At 66.0% G+C, this 26,454-nt stretch carries 17 protein-coding genes; 8 read left to right on the forward strand and 9 right to left on the reverse strand.

The genetic code is table 11. From position 1 onward, the window contains the following. Positions 1-9: 9 nt before the first annotated feature. Together C8J24_RS01560 and C8J24_RS01565 are read right to left on the reverse strand one after the other, a co-directional pair. The gene (locus C8J24_RS01560) at positions 10-3,006 is read right to left on the reverse strand and encodes a glycosyl hydrolase family 28-related protein (protein WP_107929815.1); all 2,997 of its coding nucleotides are present in this window, start codon (positions 3,004-3,006) and stop codon (positions 10-12) included. Between the two features lie 85 nt (positions 3,007-3,091). Beyond that, positions 3,092-3,304, reverse strand: coding sequence for a helix-turn-helix domain-containing protein (locus tag C8J24_RS01565; protein WP_037529849.1), 213 nt, complete (start codon positions 3,302-3,304; stop codon positions 3,092-3,094). A 390-nt stretch (positions 3,305-3,694) separates the two neighbouring features. On the opposite strand from C8J24_RS01565, the gene C8J24_RS01570 reads away from it, so the two are divergent. From C8J24_RS01570 to C8J24_RS01580, 3 genes are all read left to right on the forward strand, one after another. After that, positions 3,695-5,041 (forward strand): GntP family permease, encoded by a 1,347-nt coding sequence (locus C8J24_RS01570; protein WP_244180332.1) that lies wholly within the window; start codon positions 3,695-3,697, stop codon positions 5,039-5,041. A gap of 39 nt (positions 5,042-5,080) precedes the next feature. Beyond that, a complete protein-coding gene (locus tag C8J24_RS01575; protein ID WP_056406405.1) occupies positions 5,081-5,758 on the forward strand; it encodes a FadR/GntR family transcriptional regulator in 678 nt (225 codons plus the stop codon). Positions 5,759-5,888: 130 nt separating this feature from the next. Further along, on the forward strand, positions 5,889-8,888 hold the full coding sequence (locus C8J24_RS01580; protein ID WP_244180334.1) for a TonB-dependent receptor plug domain-containing protein: 3,000 nt from the start codon (positions 5,889-5,891) through the stop codon (positions 8,886-8,888). A 33-nt stretch (positions 8,889-8,921) separates the two neighbouring features. Here C8J24_RS01580 and C8J24_RS01585 read toward each other — a convergent pair whose 3' ends face one another. From C8J24_RS01585 to C8J24_RS01595, 3 genes are all read right to left on the reverse strand, one after another. After that, on the reverse strand, positions 8,922-10,322 hold the full coding sequence (locus C8J24_RS01585; RefSeq protein WP_107929820.1) for a methyl-accepting chemotaxis protein: 1,401 nt from the start codon (positions 10,320-10,322) through the stop codon (positions 8,922-8,924). 5 nt (positions 10,323-10,327) lie between these two features. After that, positions 10,328-11,707, reverse strand: coding sequence for a sensor domain-containing diguanylate cyclase (locus C8J24_RS01590; RefSeq protein ID WP_107929822.1), 1,380 nt, complete (start codon positions 11,705-11,707; stop codon positions 10,328-10,330). Between the two features lie 122 nt (positions 11,708-11,829). Further along, a complete protein-coding gene (locus tag C8J24_RS01595; RefSeq protein WP_056674699.1) occupies positions 11,830-12,219 on the reverse strand; it encodes a hypothetical protein in 390 nt (129 codons plus the stop codon). A 447-nt stretch (positions 12,220-12,666) separates the two neighbouring features. Between C8J24_RS01595 and rplK the strand changes: the two genes are divergently transcribed. Both rplK and rplA read left to right on the forward strand, forming a co-directional pair. Continuing rightward, positions 12,667-13,098: a 50S ribosomal protein L11 gene (rplK, locus tag C8J24_RS01600; protein ID WP_031392847.1), complete on the forward strand. Its 432-nt coding sequence runs from the start codon at positions 12,667-12,669 to the stop codon at positions 13,096-13,098. Between the two features lie 4 nt (positions 13,099-13,102). Further along, complete coding sequence (rplA, locus tag C8J24_RS01605; RefSeq protein ID WP_031439626.1) at positions 13,103-13,795, forward strand: 50S ribosomal protein L1; 693 nt, start codon at positions 13,103-13,105, stop codon at positions 13,793-13,795. An 84-nt stretch (positions 13,796-13,879) separates the two neighbouring features. Here rplA and C8J24_RS01610 read toward each other — a convergent pair whose 3' ends face one another. Continuing rightward, positions 13,880-14,734, reverse strand: coding sequence for an oxidoreductase (locus C8J24_RS01610; protein ID WP_107929824.1), 855 nt, complete (start codon positions 14,732-14,734; stop codon positions 13,880-13,882). Between the two features lie 95 nt (positions 14,735-14,829). After that, the gene (locus tag C8J24_RS01615) at positions 14,830-17,334 is read right to left on the reverse strand and encodes a PhoX family protein (protein WP_208620892.1); all 2,505 of its coding nucleotides are present in this window, start codon (positions 17,332-17,334) and stop codon (positions 14,830-14,832) included. A gap of 402 nt (positions 17,335-17,736) precedes the next feature. On the opposite strand from C8J24_RS01615, the gene rplJ reads away from it, so the two are divergent. Beyond that, on the forward strand, positions 17,737-18,252 hold the full coding sequence (rplJ, locus tag C8J24_RS01620; RefSeq protein ID WP_031392843.1) for a 50S ribosomal protein L10: 516 nt from the start codon (positions 17,737-17,739) through the stop codon (positions 18,250-18,252). 64 nt (positions 18,253-18,316) lie between these two features. Beyond that, positions 18,317-18,691 (forward strand): 50S ribosomal protein L7/L12, encoded by a 375-nt coding sequence (gene rplL / locus C8J24_RS01625; RefSeq protein ID WP_031392842.1) that lies wholly within the window; start codon positions 18,317-18,319, stop codon positions 18,689-18,691. Positions 18,692-18,902: 211 nt separating this feature from the next. Here the strand turns inward: rplL and C8J24_RS01630 are convergent, their stop codons facing one another. Both C8J24_RS01630 and C8J24_RS01635 read right to left on the reverse strand, forming a co-directional pair. Continuing rightward, positions 18,903-20,246: a hypothetical protein gene (locus C8J24_RS01630; protein WP_107929827.1), complete on the reverse strand. Its 1,344-nt coding sequence runs from the start codon at positions 20,244-20,246 to the stop codon at positions 18,903-18,905. A 126-nt stretch (positions 20,247-20,372) separates the two neighbouring features. Continuing rightward, on the reverse strand, positions 20,373-21,650 hold the full coding sequence (locus C8J24_RS01635; protein ID WP_146163611.1) for an EAL domain-containing protein: 1,278 nt from the start codon (positions 21,648-21,650) through the stop codon (positions 20,373-20,375). A 561-nt stretch (positions 21,651-22,211) separates the two neighbouring features. On the opposite strand from C8J24_RS01635, the gene rpoB reads away from it, so the two are divergent. Continuing rightward, positions 22,212-26,393: a DNA-directed RNA polymerase subunit beta gene (rpoB, locus tag C8J24_RS01645; RefSeq protein WP_031393738.1), complete on the forward strand. Its 4,182-nt coding sequence runs from the start codon at positions 22,212-22,214 to the stop codon at positions 26,391-26,393. The last annotated feature ends 61 nt before the right edge of the window (positions 26,394-26,454 follow it).

Genomic DNA, 26,454 nt, shown 5'->3' on the forward strand with positions numbered 1-26,454 from the left:
CGCACGCCCTCAGATCGCGGTGGCGTACAGCGCATGGTGGGTGAGGATGAAGAGCGTGTGGTTGTCGGGGCCGCCGATCACCAGTTGCAGCGGACGGTCGGGCACATCGATCCGCCGGACCAGCGCCCCCCCGGCATCATAGACGAACACCTGCCCATTGGCGACGTAGAGCCGGCCCGCGGCATCGCGCGCAACGCTCTCCCCACCGCGATCGGCCACCGGCTTCAGGTCGGTGACCCTGCCCTGCGCCCCGACCAGACCGCTATAGGTGCGATTCTCCGACGCGTTGGTCAGGACGACGCGCTCGCCGGGCCGCGCGGCGACGAAGCCGTTCGCGTTCAGCGTATCCGACCAGCGCCATCCCTGATGATCGTCCGGCCCCTGATTCCACACGCGAAAGGCGGGCAGCGCGAGCGAACCGTCGGGCGACACATATTGCGCCGCCTTGGCCTCGCCCATTTTCGCCGCGAACAGGTCCGCCATCGTCGGATACTGATAGCTGACGGGATCGATCCGGTCCGCGAATTCGCCGTTTTCCCAGACGTTGACGGGCAGCACGGTGGCGGCATCCCTGTTCGCCGGGCCGGACTCGGCGATCGCGGTCGGCGCGATGACCCGGACATCGGCGGGCTTTGCCGGATCGATACTGTAGACCGTGGCATCGCGTCCTGCCGACGACAGGACCAGCAGCCGCCCCGATCGATCGACCATCAGATTGACCGGATCGAGTGGTGCCTCCGCGACGATCGACAGACCTTCGCGCTTCGACCAGCCGTGAATGCGCTGGAAATGGCGGTCGATGAAGTAGAGTTTGCCGTTCGCGTCGGCTGCACCGCCGGCGATCGAATAGAAGCCGTCGGCGAGCTTCTCGACCGCCGCCGGAGCCGAAACCCTGGGCGCGGGAACCGCGGGCACGTCAAGCCGGGCGAATTCGCGCTCGCGGACCTCCTGCCCGCCGGTGATGTCCTTGATCGCGTTCTCGACCGGATATTTGCTCGCCCGCAGGAAGGTGCCGCAGCCCTTGGCATCGCAGCTCGCAAACCCGCTCTCCGCGTTCACATGGACGTTGCGGAAGCGGATATCGCCCGACTCGTAGAGCTTGATCGCCGCATCCATGGGCTTGATCGAGCGAGTGACGCGGTAGCCGTGATAATTGGCGAACAGGATGTTGCGCGAATGACGGATCTCGGTCGAGATCGCGTCGACGCCGTCGCGAACCTCCTGCTCGGTCTGCGGCGCGAGGAACTCCCAGTTCGCGACATGATCGAGGACGATTTCGGCGCGATAATGATGCTCGGCCGACAATTGGTAGACATGGCCCGGCGTGCTGGTGTTCGACACGTGAAACCCCGCCGATGCCAGCGTGTTGGGGGACCACAAGGCGGCGAAGGTGCCGCCGCCACCGTCCGTCACCCATATGCTGGGATATTGCCCGTCGAAGCGCGCGCGCGGATCGCCGAAGCCGATCGGGCTTCCCTTGGTCAGCGCGGTGCCGCCGCCGCCCTGGATCTTGACGTCGTTGACCATCGACGTCTCGCCGGCCTTCCACAGCAACGCGGTCGCGCGCGGGTTGACGCCGCCGGTCCACAGCCCCAGCCCGGACACGATCGCATCGCCCCCCTTGGCGCTTTCGATCAGCGCCTTGGGGCCCCCGACCCCCATGAAGGCCGGTGTCGCATCGGCCAGATAGAGGTGCGTGAGTCCGGGATGCAGCGCGATCAGCACCGTGTCGGGCCGGAGGCGGATCGTGTCGGTGACCCGGTAGCGCCCGGTCGGGAAATACAGCACGCGGTGCGTGTCGATCGCGCGCTGCAGCGCGGCGGTATCGTCGGTCTCATCGTCACCTTTGACGCCGAGATCATGGACATTCGCCCAGTCCCGAACCGGCGGCATGGCCCGGATTGCGCGGGCGGGCCGCGCGGGCGTGCGGGTAAGCGGCGTCATCGCGACATCGGTCGCATAGTCGCCGATCGCACCCAGCGCCGGCAGCTTCAGGCCATAGGAGAAATCGCTGACCCGGTAGCGCGCGCCCGATCCCGCCACCGTCTTGCCGCTGCCGCGAAACCGCACGAAGGTCGGGGTGTCGACCGCCACCGCATTGTCGAACCCGATCTGCGTGAAGACGCTGCCCTCGTTCGAAACGACGATGCCGGCGCGCGTGACCTTCTCGAACCGGACGTGCTTCCCCCACAGCGAATCCGAATAACCGCGATCGATCTCTATACCCACGGGCGTGTCGCGGATGACGACGTTGACCAGAGTCAGATCGACCTCATGCTCGCGGATCGCGGCATCGCGCTGCCCGGAAAATTCCGAATCGAGCAGCGTGAATTGCCATGCGGGCGACGTCTTTTCCGACATGATGCCATAGCGCCCACCGAAGAAGCGCAGGTTCTCGAAGGCATTGCCTGCCTGATAGACGCCCGCCAGCCCCGATCCGATATGAAAGTCGGCATGCCGCAGATAGCCATGCTGCGCGACGCGGAAGCGCACCGCGACCGCGCCTGCATTCCCCGCGCCGATCCGGAAGTCGACGTTCGACAGCGCCGAATAGAAGGTGCTCGACGTCGCGTCGAAGATGCTCGGATCGAACGGCACGCTGGTCCGCGGCGGCACCGGTGCCTTGCCGACCTGGTATTGATCCTCGCCGGTGAAGCTGACCATCGCGGCCACCCCGGATGCGAAGCCCGCACTGTTATCGGCGAGCAGGATCTCGGGCCGGGTCGCTCCCACCCCGAACAGGCGAACCGCCGAGCGGACGAAGATCGTCCGGCTGATCCGGTACCGGCCCGATGGCAGGAAGACGACGCCGCCCTTGCCGCCCGCCGCCGCCGCGTCGATCGCCTGCTGGATCGCCGCGCTGTCATCAGCACGGCCATCGCCGACGCCGCGGACCGTGATCGCCCGCGGATCGGCCGGCGCGGTACGATAGACCGACGTCGTCCCGGCGAACGCCGGGGTCGCGAGCAGCAGCAGCGCCGTGCCCGCCAGCCATTTCACGTCCATCATTCATCTCTCCGTGAGTGCCGCCCGGGTACCGGCCTAATGCAAGCCGCTGATCGCTTCAGGCGCGACAAAGGTCGTAGCCGGGTCAGGCCGCCTGCAGCATGAGCGTATGCGCGAGCACCGCGACCTGCGTGCGGTTGCGCACGTTGAGCTTGCGCATCAACGCGGTCATGTGCGCCTTCACGGTCGCTTCCGCGATGCCGAGATCGAAGGCGATCTGCTTGTTGAGCAATCCCGAATGCACCCCGCGCAGGACCTTGATCTGCGTCGGCGTCAGCCGCGGCAACGGCGCGCGCATCGCCAGCGCCTGGCCCGCGTTCGTGGTCGCGTTCGAGATCGCGTTCGAGATCGCGTTCGAGGTCGTGGGGGCGTGCTGGATTTGCCGTGCGGTCTGGGCAGTCCCGTCCATGGTCATCCTCCTCTGCTGTCGGCTTTTCACGCCCCGGTCGATTGCCGCGGTCAAAGGCTTCTCAGTGCCGGCCCATCCATCTCTCTTGCGGAGTCGGTTGGACAGGTCCTCACTATGCCTCCGCATTTTCGCGGTGATCAAGCCTTTTCGGTGTCGTCAGACAGAAACCTGTCCTACAGCTGTTATCAAACCGGCAGACGAACGCGTCGTCGGATCATTGGGAGTGATGTCGATGATGCAGTCACAGCGCGGTCGCATGCGAGCGAACGGCACCCATCCGTGATCGGCGGCGACCTGAGGCTCGTGATCGCGGCGCTGGCGGGCATCGCCCTAGCCGTCGTGATGATCGTCCGCGGCCGGCTGCATCCCTTTATCGGCCTGTTGTGCGGTGCGTTCACCGTCGGGCTGCTGGCCGGCCTGCCGCTGCCCGACGTCGCCAAGGCGGTGCAGAAGGGGGTCGGCGACATCATCGGCGGGACCGGGCTCGTCGTCGCGCTCGGCCTGTCGCTTGGCGCGATGCTGCATCTGTCAGGGGCCGCGGCGTCGCTCGCCCGCGGTGCCCTGCAGATGACCGGCGCACGCGCCGCCCCCTGGGCGACGCTGGGCATCGCGATCGTCGTCGGCCTGCCGCTGTTCTTCGAAACCGGGCTCGTCCTGCTGCTGCCGATCGTCGTCGCCGCCGCGGAGGAAATGACGGGCGAGGACGGCCCGGTACGGGATGCCGCCAAGCTCCGGCTGATCATGCCCGCGCTGGCAGGGCTCGGCGTCGTCCATGCGCTCGTCCCGCCGCATCCGGGTCCGTTGCTGGCGGTCGAGGCGCTGGGCGCGGATCTGGGGCGGACAATGCTGTACGGCATCCTGATCGCGATCCCCACCGCGGTGATCGCGGGTCCACTGCTGGCGAAGATCACGACTCGCGGCGTCCGGCTGTCGTCACCGGTCGCGACCGACGCGGGGCTCGCCATAGCACCGCCGCCGCGGCTCTGGGCGCTGCTGATCGTGCTGCTGCCGGTGCTGATGATCGCGACGGGTGAGCTGGGGCAGATGATGCCCGCGCTGAAGGGAGCGGGCTGGCTCGTCGCGGCGAGCAACCCGGTCGTCGCGCTGCTGCTGACCAACCTCGTCGCGCTGCCGCTACTGTTCGGGCGACGGCTGCGCGAGGCGGCGATCCAGGACGCGGTGTGGCATGAAACGATGGGCGCGGCGGGGGCGATCCTGCTGGCGATCGGCGCGGGCGGCGCACTGAAACAGGTGCTGGTGACCGCCGGGCTGTCCGACCTGCTCGCCCGGACGGTGCTGATGTATGCGATCTCCCCGCTGCTGCTGGGCTGGCTTGTCGCGGTCGCGATCCGGCTCGCGGCGGGGTCGGCGACGGTCGCGACGATCACTGCGGTCGGAATAATGCCCGGCGTCGTCGCGAACTCGGGCGTCTCCCCCGAACTCGTCGTGCTCGCGATCGGCGCGGGCTCGGTCTTCTTCAGCCATGTCAACGATCCCGGCTTCTGGCTGGTCAAGAGCTATGTCGGCACGAGCACCGCCGACACCTTCCGCACCTGGTCGCTGCTCGAGACCGCGATCTCGGTGGTCGGCCTCGTCCTCGTCCTGGCGCTGAGCTATGTCGTCTGAGATGGGACAGGACGCGGTGACGAGAGGGGGCGGGTGCCGGTGAGCGAGGGGCGGCTGGCGGATCGCGCCTACACCGCGATCGTGCGGATCATCACCGATGACGAACTCGCGATCGGCGACCGGCTGCCATCGGAGGCGAAGCTCGCGGCGATGTTCGGCATGTCGCGGACGATCGTTCGCGAGGCGCTGGCCCGGCTCGCCTCGGACGGCATCACCCAGGCGCGGCTCGGCGCGGGCTCCTATGTCAAGCGGCGGCCGTCCGCGCGGCTCGGCACGCACATGCCGATGGATGCGCTCGCCGCGACGCTTGGCACCTATGAGGTCCGCTTCGTGCTCGAGGCGGAGGCGGCACGGCTGGCGGCGCAGCGACGCTCGGACGAACAGCTCGCGGCGATCGAGCAGGCGCTCGAGGCATTGCGCGCGGCATTGCTGTCCAACGCGCCCGCGCACGACGAGGATTGGCTGCTCCACCGCGCGATCGTCGAGGCGACCGCCAACGCGGCGTTCCTGCCGGTGTTCGAGCATCTCCAGGATGCGGTGATGCGGATCCTGCGCGCCGGCGTGGACATATCGCGGTCGCGCGCGCCGGAGGTGATCGGCGCGATGATGGACGAGCATGACGCGATCGTCGAGGCGATCCGGGCGCAGGATGCCGACGGCGCCGCGCTGGCGATGCGGTGGCATTTGTCGCAGGGCCGCAAGCGCCTCATGCCCTAATTGCACCTCGAACGTTGCGACGATGGTCGTAGATGTTCCCCCCGCCGGTCCACGATAGGATCGCCGCATAACGGATTGCGGACCCGGACCGGACAGACGGCCTGGGCCATGACCGAAAGGGGATGGGATCATGGCGAAGGCCAGGCACGACCGAGATTTTGCCGCACGCATCGGCGGCACCGCGACCGGGATGATGGTGTCGGCGATCGCGCTGATCGGGACACCCGTTCTCGCCCAGACCGCCCCCCCGGCCCCGCCCCCGACCGTGACGCCGGCGACGCCGCTCGCCGAAGACAGCCCGCCGCCAGCGTCCGCGGCCGACATCGTCGTCACCGGCACGCGCATCACCACCAGCGGGTTCAACGCGCCGACGCCGACGACCGTGATCGGCGAGGAACAGATCCTCAAAAATGCCCAGCCGAACATCTTCAACGCGATCGCGCAGTTGCCGTCGCTGCAAGGCTCGACCGGCGCAGCGACCGGCACGTTCAGCACGTCGAGCGGCACGCAGGGGCTCAGCTCGTTTTCGCTGCGGGGCCTCGGGCCGATCCGGACGCTGACCCTGCTCGACGGGCAACGCGTCGTCGGCGCGAACGTGACGGGCGTTCCGGACATCAGCATGTTCCCGCAACTGCTCGTGAAGCGCGTCGACGTGGTCACAGGCGGTGCGTCCGCTTCTTACGGCTCGGACGCGGTCGGCGGCGTGGTCAACTTCATCACCGACACGCGGTTCACCGGGTTCAAGGGCAATATCCAGGGCGGGATCACCAATTACGGCGACGATCAGCAGGCGCTGGTCCAGGCGGCGTTCGGCAAATCGCTGTTCAATGACCGGCTGCACCTGATCGTCAGCGCCGAATATGATCATGAGGACGGCGTCGGGCCCGGCGATTTCGGCACCGATCTCGCCAAGGGGCGCGACTGGTACCGCGCGACGACTTTGGTCAATACCGGCCAGGCGAACAACGGCCTGCCGCAGTTCAACTATCGCGACTATGCCCAGCCCTATCAATATGCGCGGTTCGGGCTGATCAACAACGGCCCGCTACAGGGGATCGCGTTCGACCAGAATGGCGCGCCGTTCAACTTCAACTACGGGTCGAACGGCCGCCCGACCGGAACGGGTGGCGTTACCGGCTGCTTCCCCGGCAACAGCTTCTGCGTCGGCGGCGACCTGTCGGGTGCGCCGGGGTCGGGCGCGTCGCTCAAATCCTCACTCGAACGCCTCAACGGCTTCACCCGCGTCGGCTTCGACTTTGCCGAGAACAACGAAGCCTATGTCACCGTCAACCTCGCGCAGGTGAAGACGAGCAACCAGCCGAGCCCGGGCTATAACCGCCCCAGTCTGACCGTGCAGTGCGCCAATCCGTATCTGCCGCAGCTGATCCGCGATCGGTGCGCGACCGCCGGGATCACGCAGTTCGGCTTCGGCACGAGCAACGGCAATTTCCCCGATCCGCTGGTGCAGACCGACCGCCGCCAATACCGGTTCGTGGGCGGGCTGAAGGGGCGGTTCGATCTGGCCGGCACCGACTGGAATTATGACGGCTATTACGAACATGGCATCACGATCGCGCATATCGATGTCGAGAACACCGTCTTGCAGAACCGCTATGTCGCGGCCGCCAACGCGATCACGCTGAACGGCGCGATCGTCTGCGCCGACGCCGCCGCTCGCGCTGCCGGGTGTCAGCCGATCAACATCTTCGGCGGGTCGCCCCCCTCCGCCGCAGCGCTCGCCTATGTCACCCCCGTCAACGGACCGTTGCAGCGGACCAAGCTGACGCAGGACGTCGCCAGCCTGAACTTCTCGGGCGAACCGCTCAGCCTGTGGGCGGGGCCGCTCGCGGTCGCGTTCGGCGGCGAATATCGGCGGGAATATTACCGCGTCCACGGCGATCCCTATGGCGCCGGCGTCACCGCGCTCAGCCCCAACAGCGCCGACTATCCCGCTGACCCGCTGCTCAACTCGACCTTGGGCAGCAACTGGGCGGCGGGGAACTACAAGAACGGTGGCGGCAAATACGAGGTCTATGAGGGCTTTCTCGAGCTGAACCTGCCGCTGTTCAAGGGCGACGCGATCGGCCGCGCGAACCTGAACGGTGCGGGTCGCGTCACGCATTACAGCACGTCGGGGACAATCTGGGCGTGGAAGATCGGCGGCACCTGGGAGACGCCGCTCGACGGCATCCGCCTGCGCGCGGTGACGTCGCGCGACGTCCGCGCACCCAATTTGTCCGAACTGTTTGCCGCACCGACCGTCACGACGCTGCCCAACTTCACCAACCCCTTCCCCCCCGGCGGCGGCGTCCAGGCGTTCCAGAACACCATCGGCAATCCGGACCTGAAGCCCGAGATCGCGCGCAATACCGAAGCCGGCATCGTCCTGTCGCACCCGTCCTGGCTGCCCGGGCTCGGCCTGTCGTTCGACTATTACAGCATCAAGCTCGACGGCGTGATCTCGACGTTGTCGGCGGACCAGATCGTGCGCTTCTGCTTCGAGGGCAATCAGGCGTTCTGCGGCGGCTTCGTCCTGAACAGCCCGACCCAGGGCGGCAACTTCATCAACGTCCAGCCATTCAACCTTGCCTCGTGGAAGACCAGCGGGTTCGACATCGAGGCGAGCTACCAGTGGAAGCGGCCGCTCGGCCTGCCGGGCAATTTCACCCTCCGCGCGCTCGGCACCAATGTCCGCGAGTTCCTCGTGAAGGCGGGCATCGCCGGTGTCGCGACGGTCGACCAGGCGGGCGCCAACAATGGTGCGACACCCGACTGGAAATGGCTCGCCACGCAAAGCTACGACAATGACCTCTTCAGCCTGACGTTGCAGGAGCGCTGGTTCTCCGACGGCAATTTCGGCAACCAGTATGTCGTGTGCACGACCGCCTGCCCCGCTTCGACCGCCAATAACCCGACGATCGATTACAACACGATGAAAGGCGCCTTCTACGTCGATCTCGGCGGGTCGGTGAACCTGTCCAAACAGGTCAGTCTGTTCTTCAAGGTCGACAACATGTTCGATCACGATCCCGAACCCGCGCCGCAGACCAATACCGGCCTCGACGTGAACCCGGCGCTCTATGACACGCTCGGCCGTATCTACCGGGTCGGCATGCGCGCCCGCTTCTAGACCGGGACCCGCCCCCGACCCGGCTGGTCGATCCTACCAGCTCGGCCGGGTCAGCGCGGTGATCGCGGAGGCGGGCAGCCGCCGGGTATCGCTCGCCAGCGTATAATGGTCGCGTCCGCCCGTTGCCGGCTGCGCCGCCGAGGCCGGTGCCGCCTGCCGGGCCCCGCCGCCATCGACGACGAAGCGTTGCGCGTGCTGTGCGAGCAGCTGGACCTCCTGCGCGAGCTGCCGCGCTGCGGCGGACGTCTGCTCAACCATCGCCGCGTTCTTCTGCGTCGCCTGGTCCATGCTGCCGACCGCGGCGCTCACCTCGGTGATAGCAAGCGCCTGCGCCTGATTGTCGGTCGCGATCTGCCGCGAAATATCCGCCGCTTCACGCCCCGAGGCGACGATCCCCGACAGCGCCTGATCGACCAGTTGCACCGCGTCGACCGCCGCACCAATATCGACCTGCGTCACGGTCAGCTGGTTGCGCGCGCGCTTGGCCTCTTCCTCCGCGCGCATCGCCAGCGCAGACACCAGATCGGCGACCACCGCAAAGCCACGTCCGGCATCGCCTGCGCGTCCCGCCTCGACCGCCGCGTTCATCGCCAGGACGCGGGTCTGGAACGCGATCTTGTCGAGTCCCTCGATGACGCTGTCGATCCCCTTGGCGCTATCGCTGACGCGCTCCATCGCCTGGACCGCCGTGTCGGTCTTGTGGCGTCCATGATCGAGCGCACTCAGCGCCTGCTCGGAGGTCGCCACCGACCGCGTCGCGCCCTGCGCGGTATCCTTCAGGCGATTGTCCATCTGATGGATCGCCGCCGACGTCTCCTCCAGGCTCGCCGCGGTGCTCTCGGTTCGCCGCGCCAGATCCTCGGACGCCTGCGCAATCTCGCCCGAGCCGATCTGGATCCTGGCGGCGCCCTGCGCGACCGAGCGGATCAGATCACGCAGACTGGCGAGCGCGATGTTGAAGTTCGCCTTCAGATCCTCGTAGATCGCCGGATAGTCCTCGGTGATGTCGACAGTCAGATTGCCCTCGGCCACCTGCTTGAAATTCTGCGCCATGCGGTTGACCACATCGGCGTTGCGTGACGCCTCGACGTTCAGCGCAATCTGCACCCGCGCATTCTCCTGGAACGTTCCCATCGCCTTGGTCATGCGGCCGACGCAGTCGCGAAAGTTCGTGAATTCGATCGGGCTTTCGAGATCACCCGCGGCCAGCGCCTCCATACGAACGACGGTGGTGACATAGGGCACCGCGATCATCTCGCGATAGGTATAGCCGAGCCCAACCGCGATCAGCGTTGCCGCGACGCCCGCGCCGATCAGCGCGGTGCCCTTAAGGACCAATCCCGCAATTGCGGTGCAGGCGACCAGAACGACGAAACTGGAAAAGGCGATCAGCAGTTTCAGGCGGATAGGCGCGTCGGCTTTGAACCATAGCATTCGGGTTATCCTTTGGGAGAGATCGAGCGGGAAAATGGCGCGCGGAACGGCGGCGTCACGGAGCCCTTGGGATGGATGGCGCGGTCGTCGCACACGGTGTTGCGGCCGGCTTCCTTGGCCCGGTAGAGCGCACGGTCCGCGCGCTCGACGAGATCGTCGGCGAGGACGTCGGCGCTGCGGTGATCCCGGCTGAGCGATGCGTGACCCACGCTGACGGTCAGCACCGGGCGTGTCCCGTCCTGATGGTCGACGCGCAACGTCTCGACCGCCGCACGGATCGTTTCCGCCGCGGTCGCCGCAACATCGGCACCGGCACTGGGCAGCAGCACCGCGAATTCCTCGCCGCCGAAACGCGCGACCAGATCATTGGCGCGCCGCACCGCTGACCGAATGGCGGTCGCGACGATCCGCAGGCACGCATCGCCCTGCTGATGACCATGATTATCGTTGAACCGCTTGAAATGATCGATGTCGATGAGGATCAGCGACAGGTCGTCACCCGACCGGATCGCGCGGCGGACCTCCTCCGCCAGCGTCCGGTTGAACCGTCGCCGATTGGCAAGCTGGGTCAGCGCGTCGCTGAACGCGTGATGCGCGTTTTCGAGGCGCAGCTCGACCGATTCGGTGATGTCGGTCGCGATCTTGACGATCCGTGTCGGCTGGCCGCACGCGTCAAGGATGGGGTTGTAGCTCGCCTGCAGCCAGATCGGCCGCCCGTCCCGCCCGATCCGGCGGAATTCGGAGCGTATGAATTCCCCCTCGCGCAGCCGTTCCCAGAATCGCTCATAGCTGGGATCGCAGGCGTCCTCGGGGGACACGAACATGCGGTGATGCCGACCGCGAATGTCGGTCTCGGTATAGCCGGTGATTGCGAGATAGAGCGGATTGGCGGACAGGATCGTCCCGTCGAGCGCGAATTCGATCATCGCGGTCGATCGCGAGATCGCCTCGAGCATCTTGATGTGGTCCGCGGCGTGCTGATGCTCATACGTGATATCATTGGCGAGCTTGAACACGCGCTGCGGGACGCCGTTGCTGTCCAGCACCGGCATATAGGTTGCCTGCAACCAGACTTCGCGACCATCCTTGGCGATGCTGCCGAACTCGGTCTGGATCAGACGCCCCTTGCGCAGCGTGTTCCAGACGGTCGCATAGTCCGCCGTCCCGGCCGCGGTCAGCCGGACGAAGCTGCTGTGATGGCCGCCGATCAGGTCCTGCGCCTCGCGACCGAAAATGCGCAGATAGCGATCATTGACCGCCAACACCTCGCCTTCCATCGAGAATTGCACCGTTGGGATCGAACGTGCCAGCGCGTCGACGACGAACGGGGCGTTCGCCATATCCCATCTGCCGCCGCCGTCCGCGACGCTGATCTTCGTATCCATGCCGAAACTCTCGGAGTGACGGGCGTGCAACGACACGTCCGGCCTCCATTATAGGCCGGCACCATGGGGCCCCGGGCGTGTCGGCACTTTTTTGGCGCGGTCCGAGCGACGAACCGTGCGGCCTAGCGCGAGACGGCGCGCCCGGCGATCATGCAGAGGATACAGCCAGACCCGATGAGCATGCCGGGGAGGAACAGCATCGCTGCGGCGATATGGGGCATGTCCCGGTAGAGAAGATAATGCGGCCGGTCGGACACATAGATGCTGAACCCACAGACGATCAGCGCCGTCGCCAGGCAAATCATGGCAAGCGAAACCTTGGGAACGGCGTCCCCGACATGCTCCTCGTCATGCTTCGACGGCCGCATCAGGATCACCGAGAGGGCATAGGTTGCGGATATTCCAACGATAATTCCGACGATAAGTATCGTCACCGGCCGATCAAGTATAAGCGAGCATGCCAATATGAATCCAAGCGGGATCATCAGACCAAGCGCAAGCCCGAGCGCCATTGTAAGGAATCTCAATGTTCCGCTGTCATGATCAAAGGCCGCTCTCATGGCTGTCCTAATCTCTCCTCGTGCAGGACTTGCCACATTTGCTGTGTTTTCGCTCATGATTTAGATCATCTTGTACGAATAACTTGAAATTCGCTGATCTGGATCATTGCGGTGAAGGTGAAGACTTCCGGACTGCAATCGGTTGCATACTCGGCGGCAGCCGTTGCTGTGACCGGTCGGGTGATCCCGACGCCGGGACATGGCCGGCGCCTGCGCCGCGATCGCCAATGGTCGGTGCACGGGCTTGCACCAGCGGCACGCCTCGGCTATGCGCGCCAGCTTCCAACATCTGATGATGGAACCTGCGGGAGACGCGCGTCGAGCGTGCGTCGTTCGTACCGCTAGACTCGAAACCGGGCCGTACGCGCTTATGCGGGCGACCCCTATCAAGAGAGTGACATGGCTAAAAAGATTACCGGATACATCAAGCTGCAGGTCCCTGCAGGCGAGGCAAAGCCCGCGCCGCCGATCGGGCCTGCGCTGGGTCAGCGCGGCGTGAACATCATGGAGTTCTGCAAGGCGTTCAACGCCGGCACGAGCGAACTGAAGAAGGGCATGCCGATCCCGACCGTCATCACGGTCTATGCGGATCGCTCGTTCTCGTTCGAGACGAAGACCCCGCCGGCATCGTACCTGATCAAGGAGGCCGCCGGTCTCAAGTCGGGTTCGAAGGAGCCGGGCAAGGTCGTCGCTGGCAAGATCAAGCGCTCGCAGCTGAGCGAGATCGCCACGACGAAGATGAAGGACCTCAACGCCAACGATATCGACGCTGCGACGAAGATCATCGAAGGCAGCGCCCGCGCAATGGGCCTCGAAGTGGTGGAGGGCTGATATCATGGCAAAGCTGACCAAGAAGCAGAAGGCCGTCACGGTCGACACCGTCAAGCTTCACGCAATTGACGAAGCGATCGCGCTCGCACGCTCGGGCGCCACGTCGAAGTTCGACGAGACGATCGAAGTCGCGCTGAACCTGGGCGTCGATCCGCGTCACGCAGACCAGATGGTCCGCGGCGTGGTGACGCTGCCCAAGGGCACCGGCAAGACCGTCCGCGTCGGCGTGTTCGCCCGCGGCGCGAAGGCTGAAGAGGCTCTCGCAGCAGGCGCAGACGTCGTCGGCGCGGAAGACCTGATGGAAACCATCCAGGGTGGCACGATCGATTTCGATCGCTGCATCGCGACCCCGGACATGATGGGCATCGTCGGTCGTCTCGGTAAGGTGCTGGGTCCCAAGGGCCTGATGCCGAACCCGAAGCTCGGCACGGTGACGATGAACGTCGCGCAGGCGGTCAAGGACGCCAAGGGCGGCCAGATCGAATACCGCGTCGAGAAGGCCGGCATCATCCACTCGGGCATCGGCAAGGCGTCGTTCCCGGCAGAAGACCTGCGCGCGAACTTCGACGCGCTGGTTGACGCCGTGGTCAAGGCCAAGCCGTCGGGCGCGAAGGGCAAGTATGTCCGCAAGATCGCGGTTTCGAGCACCATGGGTGCCGGGATCAAGGTCGACACGACGGAAGTCGCCGGCGCCTGATCGGCGTTCGCGCTTTCGGGTGTTAGAAACGGGGCCGGGAGAGCGATCTCCCGGCCCTTTTTGCGTCAGGGCCGCCTGATGCGCTCAGGTCGCATCGGCTGGAAAGTCCGCACCCAGGCTGATGTCGCGCGCCGCCTCAATCGCGGCCAGCCGTTCGCGCAGCTTTGCGGTCACGGCTTCATAGCCGAATGCGCCGAGCACCAGATGGCGCGGCGTCACGTCCTGGCCGACCGCGGCGATGATCGCCTCGCCTGCCCGGACCGGATCACCGGCCTGCGTCCCGCTGACGTCCTTCGTTCCCGCCATCCGCGCGCCCGCGGTATCGGCATAATCGGCAATCTGGCTTGGCGTCTGGCGCAGTGATCGCCCCGCCCAGTCGGTGCGGAACGGGCCCGGCTCGACACAGGTCACGCCGATGCCGAGTGGCCCGACCTCGGCAAGCAGTGAGTCGGACCAGCCCTCGACCGCGTGCTTCGATGCTGCATAATAGCCCGATCCCGGAAACCCGATGAGCCCGGCGACCGAGGTGAAGTTGACGATGTTGCCGCTGCCCTGCGCGCGCATGATCGGCAGGACCGCGCGGGTGATCGCGAACAGCCCGAACACATTGGTGTCGAACTGGGCACGAATCTCGGCCTCGTCCCCCTCTTCGGCGGTCGCCTGATAGCCATAGCCCGCATTGTTCACGAGCACGTCGATCTGGCCGAACTTCGCCTTGGCCGCCGCGACCGCAGCCTCGACCTGCGCCTGGTCGTTGACGTCGAGCGCGAGGGCGAGCGCGGTGTCGTCATGCCCCTCGACCAGGTCGGCGACCCGGTCGGCGTCCCGCGCGGTGACGACGGCGCGCCACCCGCGATCCAGGACCAGCCTGGCGAGATCGCGGCCGAAGCCGGTGGAGCAACCCGTGATGAACCAGACGGGCGATGCGGGGAGAGTCATGGACGAACCTTTCCGGATACGCTGGATATGCGTTCGCATGAGGTAACGCCGAAAGCCGGGGACGGGTCCGTTATGTGACCCGCCCCCTGCCCTGCTTACAGCCCGATGATACCGCCATCGTTCTTGGTGATGACGATCGTCGACGAACGCGGACGCGACGGGGTCGCGACCGCGCCGGCCTGGTTCGCGGGCCAGCTGCTGGTGATGTTGGTGGGACCACCATTCTCGCCGGGATGCTGGATGTTGACGAACAGCGAGCGGCCATCCGGGGTCGAATGAATGCCCGTGATCTCACATTCCTTCGGCCCGACCAGGAAGCGCCGCAGCGTCGTGGCCGGTGCCTTGCCGATCCGCGTCGTGACCGTGTTGCTGGTCCCGCCGAGCGTGCTCGTCACGGCGCGCGTGCCGCCGTCGCCGACACGGCCCGGAATTGCCGCGAGCAGCATGCAGTTGGTGACGTCGGTATAGGCGCCGTCATCGGTCTCGATCCACATCACCGGGGTGACGTTGCCGGTCGGATTGCTCGGCAGGCCGAACCACAGGCCATCGGGCGACGAGAAGTCGTTCGTCGCGTCGAGCCCCGACAGGTTGATGTTGGTCGCATCGAGATCGCTGCCCGCACCGAATGCGTAGATGTCCCACGTAAAGGCGGTCGCCTCCGACGTGTCGCCGGTCTCGCGCAGACGGATGACATGGCCGTTGGCGTTGCCCGTGGTCTGGCCACCGGTAGTCTTGGGATCGGTATAGGCCCGCGGGTTCGACGCATCGACATTCGCCGCGGTGCGCGACGAGTTGTTGGTCAGCGTGCAGTACATCTCGCCCGTCGCCGGGTTCACCGCAGTCCATTCGGGACGATCCATCTTGGTCGCGCCCAGCACGTCGCCCGCCAGACGCGCATTGATCAGCACATCGGCCTGATCCGCAAACGGATAGGTCGTATTGGCGCTGGTCAGCGGCCCCTGACCGAACACCAGCGGCAGCCACTGGCCCGAACCGTCGGCGTTCAGCTTGGCGACATAGAGCGTGCCCGCGTCGAGATATTTGTCGCCGATCGCGAGCCGGTTGGTCGCGGTCGCGTCTGCCGCCGACCACGGCGTGGCGGACACGAACTTGTAGATATATTCGTTCTGCGCATCGTCGCCCATGTAGAAGGCCGGCTTGACGCCCGCGATCGCCCGGCCGATCTCGCAACCCTCATGGTTCATGCGGCCGAGCGCGGTGCGCTTGCGCGGGGTCGAGGCGGGATCGAACGGATCGATCTCGACCACCCAGCCATATTGGAACGCTTCGTTGCGGAAATCGCCGGTGGCATCGGTCGCGGCGGTCGTGGTGACGTTCCAGCGCGCATAGAGCGTGTTGGCAGCGTCAGCGGGTACGACCGAGGCCCAGCCGTAATTGCCGTTGAACGTGGTGGCGTTGGCGGTCTCGCGGATACCATAGCGGGCGAGCGAGACATTCTGCTTGGCGGTCGACCCGCCCCGCGCAGCGACGTCACCGAACTGGCGACGGAAATAGCCTGCCCAATTCTCTTCATTGGTCAGATAGGTGTGCCACGGCATCGTGCCGTTCGCGCAGTTGTTGATCGTCCCGCGCCCTGCCGTGCCGTCGGTCGAATAGCGCGTCCTGAGCAGTGCGTTGCCGCGGACCGGACCGCTGAAGCTCATCGGCGTCAGCGGCGTGATACGGCGGTTGAGCGCCGAGGCCGGCACATAGCTCCAGGCGGTGGCCGACCGGCTGATCTCGATCACCGAGACGCCGTGGCATTCCATCTCTTTCAGCGCCTCGGACTCGGGGCGGACACCGCCCGCACCGATCGCGCCGCCGATGCTGGTCGCGCCATTGGGGTGCAGATAGGCCTGGGTGATATTCTCGTGGTTGAGCACGAGCAGGCCGCGCGTGTTGCCGTTGGCGTCGGGGGTGCTGCCGGTTGCGGCCAGCCCGAAATAGCTCATGCCGTCATGATGGTCGCCCGCACGGCGTGCGAAGTTCGTGTCGCTGCCGTCATTGGCATAGGCGCCGACGCCGCTCGCGATCGGATCGCCCAGGCGGTAGAGCACGGTGAGGCTGTAGCCGGCCGGTACCGCGACGACGTCGGCAAGGCTCTTGGGGACCGCGGTGAAGTCGAGCCGCGCCGGGCTGACGGTGACGCTGGTCGAGGTCTCGCTGCGGATGCCGTCGGTGCTGGTGCCGGTGAAGGTGAAGGTGAGCGTGGTATCGGCAGCGACGCTGGGCGCGGTGAAGGTCGCGGTCGCGGTGTTCGCGTTGGCGAGCGTCACGGCCGGGCCGCCGGTCTGGGCCCAGGCGACGCCCGTCGCGCTGCCCGACGCTACCGTGCCCGTCAGCGTGACCGTCTTGCCTGCCGAGGTCGCGCCCGATGCACCGGCCTGCACGGTGACCGCACGCCGCGGGTCATCCTCGTCGCACCCTGCGAGCAGCATGCCCCCGAACACCGCGGCAGTCGCGGCGGACAGGCCGCCCATCAGCGTCTGGCGACGCGAATAGCGCACCGCGATCAGATCGTTCAGATGCGGATTGGCGCTGGTGTTCGTGTCGATATCGCCATCGTGATAGGCCATCGTCATGTTCGTCGGAATTTTCATACGTCCCCCCGGATCGGCCGATCTGACCGCTGCGGGGAGCTTTGGCCGGGTAAAGCGGCAGTGCGGTGAAGGAACGGAGACACCTCCGCGTCAGTCGCGTGACGGTTCCGCGACACGCACCGGACCGCATCTGGGCGATTGACTTCGCGACCGATTCGGCTATGCGGCGGCTTCGTTCGGCGGGTCCGCCTGCCGAACTCCGTCCGAGACAGTGGGTGCACCGGGTTTGCCGGCGCTTAATCTCCCACCTAGACGGGGAATGAGATTTTGCGGAGCGCTTCCGGCGCCTGCCCTCTCCCATGCCCCATCGACGAGACACCCGGAAGCGCGGGCTTGTCTGCGCCTCCGGTTAGTAACCGGGTCCACCGTGCAAATGGTGAACCTGAAAACGTGGAGAATGGCATGGATCGTGATCAAAAGACCGCGGCCGTAGCCGAGCTGAACCGCACCTTCTCCGAGGTCGGCGTCGTCGTTGTGACGCGCAACCTCGGCCTGACCGTCGCACAGTCCACTGTGCTGCGGAACAAGATGCGCGACGCCGGCGCGACCTACAAGGTCTCGAAGAACAAGCTTGCCAAGATCGCAATGGACGGCACCGACTACAGCTCGCTGGGCGACATGCTCACGGGTCCGGTCGGTCTGGCCAGCTCCATCGATCCCGTCGCGGCCGCCAAGGTGGCCGTGGAATTCGCGAAGACGAACGACAAGTTCGAAATCGTGGGTGGGGCGATGGGCGCGACGACCCTCGACGTCGACGGTGTGAAGGCGCTCGCAACGCTGCCCTCGCTGGATGAACTGCGTGCCAAGATCCTCGGCCTCATCGTGGCACCTGCCACGAAGCTGGCGACGATCACGCAGGCTCCGGCAGCGCAGCTCGCGCGCGTGCTTTCCGCCTACGCGGAGAAGGAAGCCGCCTGATCTTGCAGGCTCTTTCGTAACTTTTTGAACTGATGGGGCACATGCCCCGAGATGGAGATTTATCATGGCAGACCTGAACGCGCTCGTTGAGAGCCTGAGCGAACTGACCGTTCTCGAAGCAGCTGAGCTTTCGAAGCTGCTCGAAGAGAAGTGGGGCGTTTCGGCCGCAGCAGCGGTCGCAGCACCGGCAGCTGGCGGCGGCGCAGCCGCACCGGCCGCTGAAGAGCAGACCGAATTCGACGTCATCCTGACCGGCGACGGTGGCAAGAAGATCAACGTCATCAAGGAAGTCCGCGCGATCACGTCGCTCGGCCTGACCGAAGCCAAGACGCTGGTCGAGTCGGCTCCCAAGGCCGTCAAGGAAGGCGTGTCGAAGGACGAAGCCGCCAAGATCAAGGCACAGCTCGAAGCAGCTGGCGCGACCGTCGAGGTCAAGTAAGCCGCAGCGGGAGAGACGCTTCAGCCACGCTGAAGCGCACTCCCCGCAAGGCCGGCCGGCGGTGCTTGCACCGACCGACGAAGCAGGGGCTCCGCCCCTGCTGGCCGCAGCTAAAAAAGGGCGGCCCCAGCGATGGGGTCGCCCTTTTTTTTGCCTGGATAGAACGCGACCGGGCCGGATCGACGCGACCCGCCCCCTCGCCCGAGCCCGCCTAGACTATGATCGCGGGCGCATGGGGACGCGCGGCGATCCCGTCATACATGCGCGCGGGGATATCGAGCCAGAACGGCGCAAGCTTGGCCGAGTCGACCCGCTCGACACCGATCGCCCAGGCGCGCGCGGTCTGACCGGCAATCGCCCCGCTGGCATAGCGGATGTTGACCGCGACGATCGGCACGAACATCGGCCGGTCGGCCGCGGTCATGCTGTGGATCGCCTCGCGCGACATGGCCGAGACCGTGCGGATCGTGCGTGACTCGCCCGGCGCGAGCGTGAACGGCGCGGTCGCCGGACGCGGCACCTGACCCGCATTCACCGCCGTCAGATCGGCGTCCTGTCCAGCATGCGCGCTCAGCAGGACCGCCTGGACCCGGATCGCCTCCGCGACGCCCGCGCCGACGTTCGTCACCACGAGCTCACACTCGGCCGTCGCGCTGAGCAGGTTCAGCCCAGCACGAAGCGGGCGCAGCTCGACCGACAGACGCGCCCGCTCCGGCTCGCGCGCGCGCCGGTCGAGAAATTGCGGGGTTGCCGCCGTCGCGGGCTCAGGCGGGGACGGCGGTGCGATCGCCGGGGTCGGCGTCACCACCCGCGCGGGGCTCGGCGGGACCGGCACCGGCGTGGGTAGCGGGGGAAGCGGCCTTGCCGGCGGTGCCTCGGCTTCAATCAGCGGTTCGGGCTCGTGATAGTCCAGCCGATCATGCCGTTTACGCGGCCCCCTGCGCAGCAACCACAGCGCGATGACGACGATCGGAATGACCGCCAGCCAGAGCCAGAATGGCATCGCCCTGCCCTGCTGTGGCGCGGCGATCGTGCGTTCGTTGGAAGCGGAGGACGGCGCGGCGGCGGGGGCGACTTCGGGGCTCGCGGTGGTTGCCGGAACGGCTGGTGCCGGAGCCGTCGGCGCCGTGGTGGCGGTCGATGCGGGTGCTGGATTCGTTCGAAGGTCCGCCGCGTCGCGCGGTGCGGCGGACGGCAGGGGCTCCGCTGCACGCCTGGACGTCGTCGCGGCATCGACCCGCGCGGCTCGCGGCGTATCCGGGTCTGCAGTGCGTGTCGCCGGCGCCCGCGCGGGGGTGCGGCTGCGCGGCGGCGCCTCCGCAGTCGCCGGAGCCGGCAGAACCAGTCGCGGCGTATCGGGTACGGGAACCGCTGCCGTCCCCGTGTCGCGGGCCTGAAGCGGCTCGAGCCCGCGAACCGTCCCGGCGGGCGCCGGTGGGGTCGACTGCTGCGACGCGGCGTCCGACGTCTGGCCCGCCTCCTGCGCAACCACGGGCGGCGCCAGCGCCAGGCCAGCCGGCACGATCAGAAGCGCGCGGCGCCATTGTATGCTCATCGTCGAAAATTCCCTCCTGCAACGCTAGCGCGGGGAGGCCGAACGGGTCGCGGCGGCAAGTCGCCATGCGATGAGCCGCGCCGCGAGGGCGACCAGATGATCGTCCGCATCGCGAACTGCTGGCCTTCAGATCACGCGGACGTGCGCGAAGCTCCCCGCCGCCATCGGCCGGCCCCAGTAGAAGCCCTGCGCACAGCGAGCGCCCAGGTCACGGGCGATCGCGAGATGCTCTTCGGTCTCGACCCCCTCGACGACCGTGCTCAGCCCCCGCGCGTGGCAGGACCGGACGACCTCGCGCAGGATGCCGAGTTCGTGCACGTGGCGTGCGCAATGGCCGAAAAAGTCCTTGTCGATCTTCAGCTCGGCGATCGGCAGCGTGAAGACGCGATCGAAATTCGTCGCCCCCTTGCCGAAATCGTCGAGCGAGAACACCACGCCCAGATCGCGCAACCCGTTCATGTCGCGGACCAGCCGCTGGGTATCGACCGGCCGGGCATCCTCGGTGATCTCGATGATCAGGACGCCCCGTCCCGGCCCGTTCGACGCGACGCCCCGCCGGCGCAGTTCATCGCCCAGCGCCGCCTGGAACAGCGGATCGGCCAGCACCGCCTGGCTGCAGTTGATCGCGACCGGCGCGGACCGTTGCTCGACGCTCAGCGCAAGCCAGAGGTCGAGCGCGGCGGTGACCGCCTTCATCGTCGCTGCCGCCTCGATCCCCGCATCGGTCATCGCGGCGAACAGCCATTCGGGGTTCACACCCGGGATGTTGCGCAGCCGGCCGAGCGCTTCATAGCCGGCAACCTGGTCGGTGGTCAGGTCGATCTTGGGCAGGAACTCGTAATGCAGGTTAGGCAGCAGCCGCGATTCCACAAGCAGCGCCGCGATCATGCGCCGGTCGCCCCCAGCGTCTTCCGACCGGCCCGTTCCGGTCGCGAGCGACGCGAGGATCGCGGTGAGTGCGCCGATCTTGTAGGTCCGCTCGAGCGACCCGACGAGCGGATGCTCGCCGATCATCGCCTCGCCGAGGACGGCGGACGGATATTCGCCCGGCGGCCGCAACTCGATCACCGGGCAGATCCGGCCGTCGTGCCCGATCTGATCAAGCACGGTGATCAGATCGTCGCCCCGCGATTGCGCGTCGGCAATCACGACGTCAGGCGCGAACGCCGTTCCCGCCGCGATCTCCGCCGCATGGCCGATCCAGGCGACGGAGTAGCCCCGCGACCGAAGCTCGGCATGCGCCTGGCACGATGCCGCGTCGGCGGCATGGACGAACAGCAGTCGCGGCAGAACCGCGCGCCCTTCTACCGCCACAGGCAGACAAGCGGAGGCCGGGCTTGCCAGCCCCAGGCCGAAACCTGCTGCCGCACCCGGTGGGGGCGCCAGACTGGGATCGGCGCTCACGCGGACGGGTCCGACCGGGCGGCTATCGACATGGGCGTAAACTCGGCAATAGGGTGGACGCTGACGAATGACGGCTGAACGGCACCGGCAAGGCCCCGCCGTACGGCGGATTCAATCCCGGTAGCCAATTGGTATCTACTAATCCTGATCAGGGCTGTTATCCCCGCGAACAGCGCCGCATCCGCACCGGGTCGCTCGTCGCCCAATAAGCCGTTGCGTGGCATTGTGATTTTATTACAAATATTTTTCCACGACCCGCTGCGCTGCGCATGCCCGGTCGCAAGTCCATCCGGTCTTCGACATTTTCCGCGCAATTCCGCGCGATACCGGACCGCTTTGACAAGCGCCGACCACCGTCCTATATGAGCCACTCACCACAGCATCCGGGAAATGACAGGCCGTCGCGCAGCATGTCGATCGTATTGGATGCCGGGGTTTCATTCGCCGAAAGCCGCCGCATGTGATTGCGCGCGGCCTTTTTGCGTTACTGCACGCCCCGTCCGGGGGTTCCCGGGCACGAAATTACGGCTGACCCGTCAGTTTATTGAGGGCAAATAACCTATGGCTTCCAAGGCGATCAACGAGGGCGCTGCCAAGCAGCGTCGCGACGGCGGCACCGCAAAGCGCCGCATCCGCAAGGTCTTCGGCAACATCCACGAAGTCGTGCAGATGCCGAACCTGATCGAAGTCCAGCGCGAGAGCTACGAGCAGTTCCTGCGCTCCGACAAGTCGATCGGCCATGTCTCGGGCCTCGAGAAGACGCTGCGCAGCGTGTTCCCGATCCAGGATTTCGCCGGCACCGCCTATCTCGATTTCGACGATTACGTCCTTGAGCCGCCGAAGTTCGACGTCGAGGAGTGCCGCCAGCGCGGGATCACCTATGCCGCGCCGATGCGCGTCACGCTGCGCCTGACCGCGTTCGAGGTCGATCCCGATACCGAGGCCAAGTCGGTCATCGATATCAAGGAGCAGGACGTGTACATGGGCGACATGCCGCTCATGACCGAGAACGGCACGTTCTTCATCAACGGCACCGAGCGCGTCATCGTCAGCCAGATGCACCGTTCGCCGGGCGTCCTGTTCGACCACGATCGCGGCAAGACGCACGCATCGGGCAAGTATCTGTTCGCTGCCCGCGTCATTCCGTATCGCGGCTCGTGGCTCGATTTCGAGTTCGACGCGAAGGACATCGTCAACGTCCGCATCGATCGCAAGCGCAAGCTGCCCGTCACGGCGCTGCTCTACGCGCTCGGCATGACGTCGGAAGAGATCCTCAACTACTTCTACAACCGCGTGACGTTCGTCCGCGGCCAGGGAGGCTGGATCGTTCCGTTCCAGGTCGAGAACTGGCGTGGCCAGAAGCCGATGTTCGACATCGTCGATGCGAAGACCGGCGAAGTCGTGTTCCCGAACGGCCAGAAGATCTCCCCGCGCGCCGCGAACAAGGCGTTCAAGGACGGTCTCACCGACCTGCTGATCCCGACCGAGGAAATCTTCGGCCGCTATTCGGCATACGACCTGATCGACGAGTCGACCGGCCGCATCTACATCGAAGCCGGTGACGAAGTGACCGCCGAGAACCTCGAACTGCTCGACCAAGCAGGCATCGAGCGTCTCGACCTGCTCGACATCGATCACGTCGCAACGGGTCCTTGGATCCGCAACACGCTCAAGGTCGACAAGGCCGAAGAGCGCGAGCAGGCACTGTCCGACATCTACCGCGTGATGCGCCCCGGCGAGCCGCCGACGCTGGAGACCGCCGAGGCGCTGTTCTCGGGTCTGTTCTTCGATCCGGATCGCTACGACCTGTCGGCCGTGGGCCGCGTGAAGCTCAACATGCGTCTCGACCTCGACGTCGAGGACACCGTCACGACGCTGCGCACCGAGGACATTCTCGAGGTCATCAAGACGCTCGTGAACCTCAAGGACGGCAAGGGCGAGATCGACGATATCGACAACCTCGGTAACCGTCGTGTCCGTTCGGTCGGCGAGCTGCTCGAGAACCAGTACCGCGTCGGCCTGCTCCGCATGGAGCGCGCCGTGAAGGAGCGCATGTCGTCGGTCGACGTCTCGACCGTCATGCCGAACGACCTGATCAACGCGAAGCCTGCGGTTGCCGCGGTCCGCGAATTCTTCGGCTCGTCGCAGCTGTCGCAGTTCATGGATCAGACCAACCCGCTGTCGGAAGTTACCCACAAGCGTCGCGTGTCGGCACTTGGACCAGGTGGTCTGACGCGTGAGCGCGCCGGCTTCGAAGTCCGCGACGTTCACCCGACGCATTACGGCCGCATCTGCCCGATCGAGACGCCGGAAGGCCCGAACATCGGCCTGATCAACAGCCTCGCGTCGTTCAGCCGCGTCAACAAGTACGGCTTCATCGAGACCCCGTACCGCAAGGTCGTCGACCACAAGGTGACCGACGACGTCGTGTACCTGTCGGCGATGGAAGAGGCCAAGCACACGATCGCGCAGGCCAACGCCGATCTGACCGGTGACGGTGGCTTTACCGAGGAACTCGTCTCGTCGCGTCAGGCGGGCGAATTCCTGATGGCGCTGCCCGACAACATCACGCTGATGGACGTCAGCCCCAAGCAGCTCGTCTCGGTCGCCGCATCGCTCATTCCGTTCCTGGAAAACGATGACGCCAACCGCGCACTGATGGGCTCGAACATGCAGCGTCAGGCCGTGCCGCTCGTCCAGGCCGAGGCGCCGTTCGTCGGCACCGGCATGGAAGAGACGGTCGCACGTGACTCGGGCGCCGCCATCTCGGCAAAGCGTGCGGGCATCGTCGACCAGGTTGACGCGGCGCGTATCGTGATCCGTGCAACCGGCGAGATCGATGCCGGCAAGTCGGGCGTCGACATCTACACGCTGATGAAGTTCCAGCGTTCGAACCAGTCGACCTGCATCAACCAGCGTCCGCTGGTGAAGGTGGGCGACGTGGTCCGTGCCGGCGACGTGCTCGCCGACGGTCCGTCGACCGAGTTCGGCGAGCTGGCGCTGGGTCGCAACAGCCTCGTCGCGTTCATGCCGTGGAACGGCTATAACTACGAGGATTCGATCCTGATCTCCGAGCGGATCGTGAAGGACGACGTGTTCACGTCGATCCATATCGACGAGTTCGAGGTGATGGCCCGCGATACGAAGCTCGGGCCTGAGGACATCACGCGCGACATCCCGAACGTCGGCGAGGAAGCGCTTCGCAACCTCGACGAAGCGGGCATCGTCTACATCGGTGCAGAGGTCGAGCCGGGCGATATTCTCGCCGGCAAGATCACGCCGAAGGGTGAATCGCCGATGACGCCGGAGGAGAAGCTTCTCCGTGCGATCTTCGGCGAAAAGGCCAGCGACGTGCGCGACACCTCGCTTCGTCTGCCGCCGGGCGTGTCGGGTACGGTCGTCGACGTTCGCGTCTTCAACCGTCACGGCATCGACAAGGACGAGCGCGCGATGGCGATCGAGCGCGAGGAGATCGAGCGCTTGAAGAAGGATTCGGACGACGAGCGTTCGATCCTGAACCGTGCGACCTGGTCGCGTCTTCGCGAGATGCTGCTCGACCAGACGGCCACCTCGGCGCCCAAGGGCGTCAAGAAGGGCGTCGTGATCGACATGGATCTGCTCGACAGCGTCGACCGCCACGAGTGGTGGAAGTTCGCGGTCGCCGACGACAAGATCCAGAGCGATCTGGAAGCGGTCAAGATCCAGTATGACGATGCCGCCAAGCTGATCACGGACAAGTTCCACGATCGTCGCGAGAAGCTGGAGCGTGGTGACGAGCTGTCGCCGGGCGTGCTGAAGATGGTAAAGGTGTTCGTCGCGGTGAAGCGCAAGCTGCAGCCGGGCGACAAGATGGCCGGCCGTCACGGGAACAAGGGCGTCATTAGCCGCATTCTGCCGGCGGAGGACATGCCGTTCCTCGCCGACGGGACGCCGGTCGATATCGTGCTCAACCCGCTGGGCGTGCCGTCGCGCATGAACGTCGGGCAGATCTTCGAGACGCATCTGGGCTGGGCCGCACGCGGTCTGGGTCAGCAGATCACCCACGCGCTCGAAACCTGGCGCGAGGAGAATCCGGAGGCCAAGGCCGGTGCGATGCCGGAGGCGGTCCGCGATCGTCTCAAGACGGTCTATGGCGAGCAGTATCACGAAGAGATCGACGCCCGTTCGGGTGACGAGATCATCGAGCTGGCCAAGAACCTGAAGGGCGGCGTGCCGATGGCGACGCCGGTGTTCGATGGTGCACGCGAGGCGGACGTGTCGGCGATGCTGGAACTGGCGGGTCTCGACCCGTCGGGCCAGTCGGACCTGTTCGACGGACGTACCGGCGACAAGTTCGATCGCAAGGTGACGGTTGGGTACATTTACATGCTCAAGCTCCACCATCTGGTCGACGACAAGATCCACGCACGGTCGATCGGGCCATACTCGCTCGTCACGCAGCAGCCGCTGGGTGGTAAGGCGCAGTTCGGTGGTCAGCGCTTCGGCGAAATGGAGGTCTGGGCACTCCAGGCCTACGGCGCGGCGTACACCTTGCAGGAAATGCTCACGGTGAAGTCGGACGACGTGGTCGGCCGCACCAAGGTCTACGAGGCGATCGTCAAGGGTGACGACACGTTCGAGGCGGGCATTCCGGAGAGCTTCAACGTGCTCGTCAAGGAAATGCGCTCGCTGGGCCTGAATGTGGACCTGAAGCAGTCGGAGCCCGGCTTCGACAGCGACGGCATCCAGATCGCGGCGGAGTAACGCGGTTGAACTAGCTCCCCTCCCGCGACGGGTTCCCATCAAAGTAATACTTTGATGGGGC

It is taken from the genome of Sphingomonas aerolata, from assembly GCF_003046295.1.
In the GTDB taxonomy this organism is placed as follows: Bacteria; Pseudomonadota; Alphaproteobacteria; order Sphingomonadales; family Sphingomonadaceae; genus Sphingomonas; species Sphingomonas aerolata.

Coding starts and splice junctions, on each gene's coding strand:
- C8J24_RS01560 (WP_107929815.1), bottom strand. CDS start 3,006: ATGGACGTGAAATGGCTGGCGGGCACGGCGCTGCTGCTGCTCGCGACC.
- rpoB (WP_031393738.1), top strand. CDS start 22,212: ATGGCTTCCAAGGCGATCAACGAGGGCGCTGCCAAGCAGCGTCGCGAC.
- rplK (WP_031392847.1), top strand. CDS start 12,667: ATGGCTAAAAAGATTACCGGATACATCAAGCTGCAGGTCCCTGCAGGC.
- C8J24_RS01630 (WP_107929827.1), bottom strand. CDS start 20,246: ATGAGCATACAATGGCGCCGCGCGCTTCTGATCGTGCCGGCTGGCCTG.
- C8J24_RS01565 (WP_037529849.1), bottom strand. CDS start 3,304: ATGCGCGCGCCGTTGCCGCGGCTGACGCCGACGCAGATCAAGGTCCTG.
- C8J24_RS01610 (WP_107929824.1), bottom strand. CDS start 14,734: ATGACTCTCCCCGCATCGCCCGTCTGGTTCATCACGGGTTGCTCCACC.
- C8J24_RS01585 (WP_107929820.1), bottom strand. CDS start 10,322: ATGCTATGGTTCAAAGCCGACGCGCCTATCCGCCTGAAACTGCTGATC.
- rplA (WP_031439626.1), top strand. CDS start 13,103: ATGGCAAAGCTGACCAAGAAGCAGAAGGCCGTCACGGTCGACACCGTC.
- C8J24_RS01580 (WP_244180334.1), top strand. CDS start 5,889: ATGGCGAAGGCCAGGCACGACCGAGATTTTGCCGCACGCATCGGCGGC.
- C8J24_RS01590 (WP_107929822.1), bottom strand. CDS start 11,707: ATGGATACGAAGATCAGCGTCGCGGACGGCGGCGGCAGATGGGATATG.
- C8J24_RS01595 (WP_056674699.1), bottom strand. CDS start 12,219: ATGGCGCTCGGGCTTGCGCTTGGTCTGATGATCCCGCTTGGATTCATA.
- C8J24_RS01615 (WP_208620892.1), bottom strand. CDS start 17,334: ATGAAAATTCCGACGAACATGACGATGGCCTATCACGATGGCGATATC.
- rplL (WP_031392842.1), top strand. CDS start 18,317: ATGGCAGACCTGAACGCGCTCGTTGAGAGCCTGAGCGAACTGACCGTT.
- rplJ (WP_031392843.1), top strand. CDS start 17,737: ATGGATCGTGATCAAAAGACCGCGGCCGTAGCCGAGCTGAACCGCACC.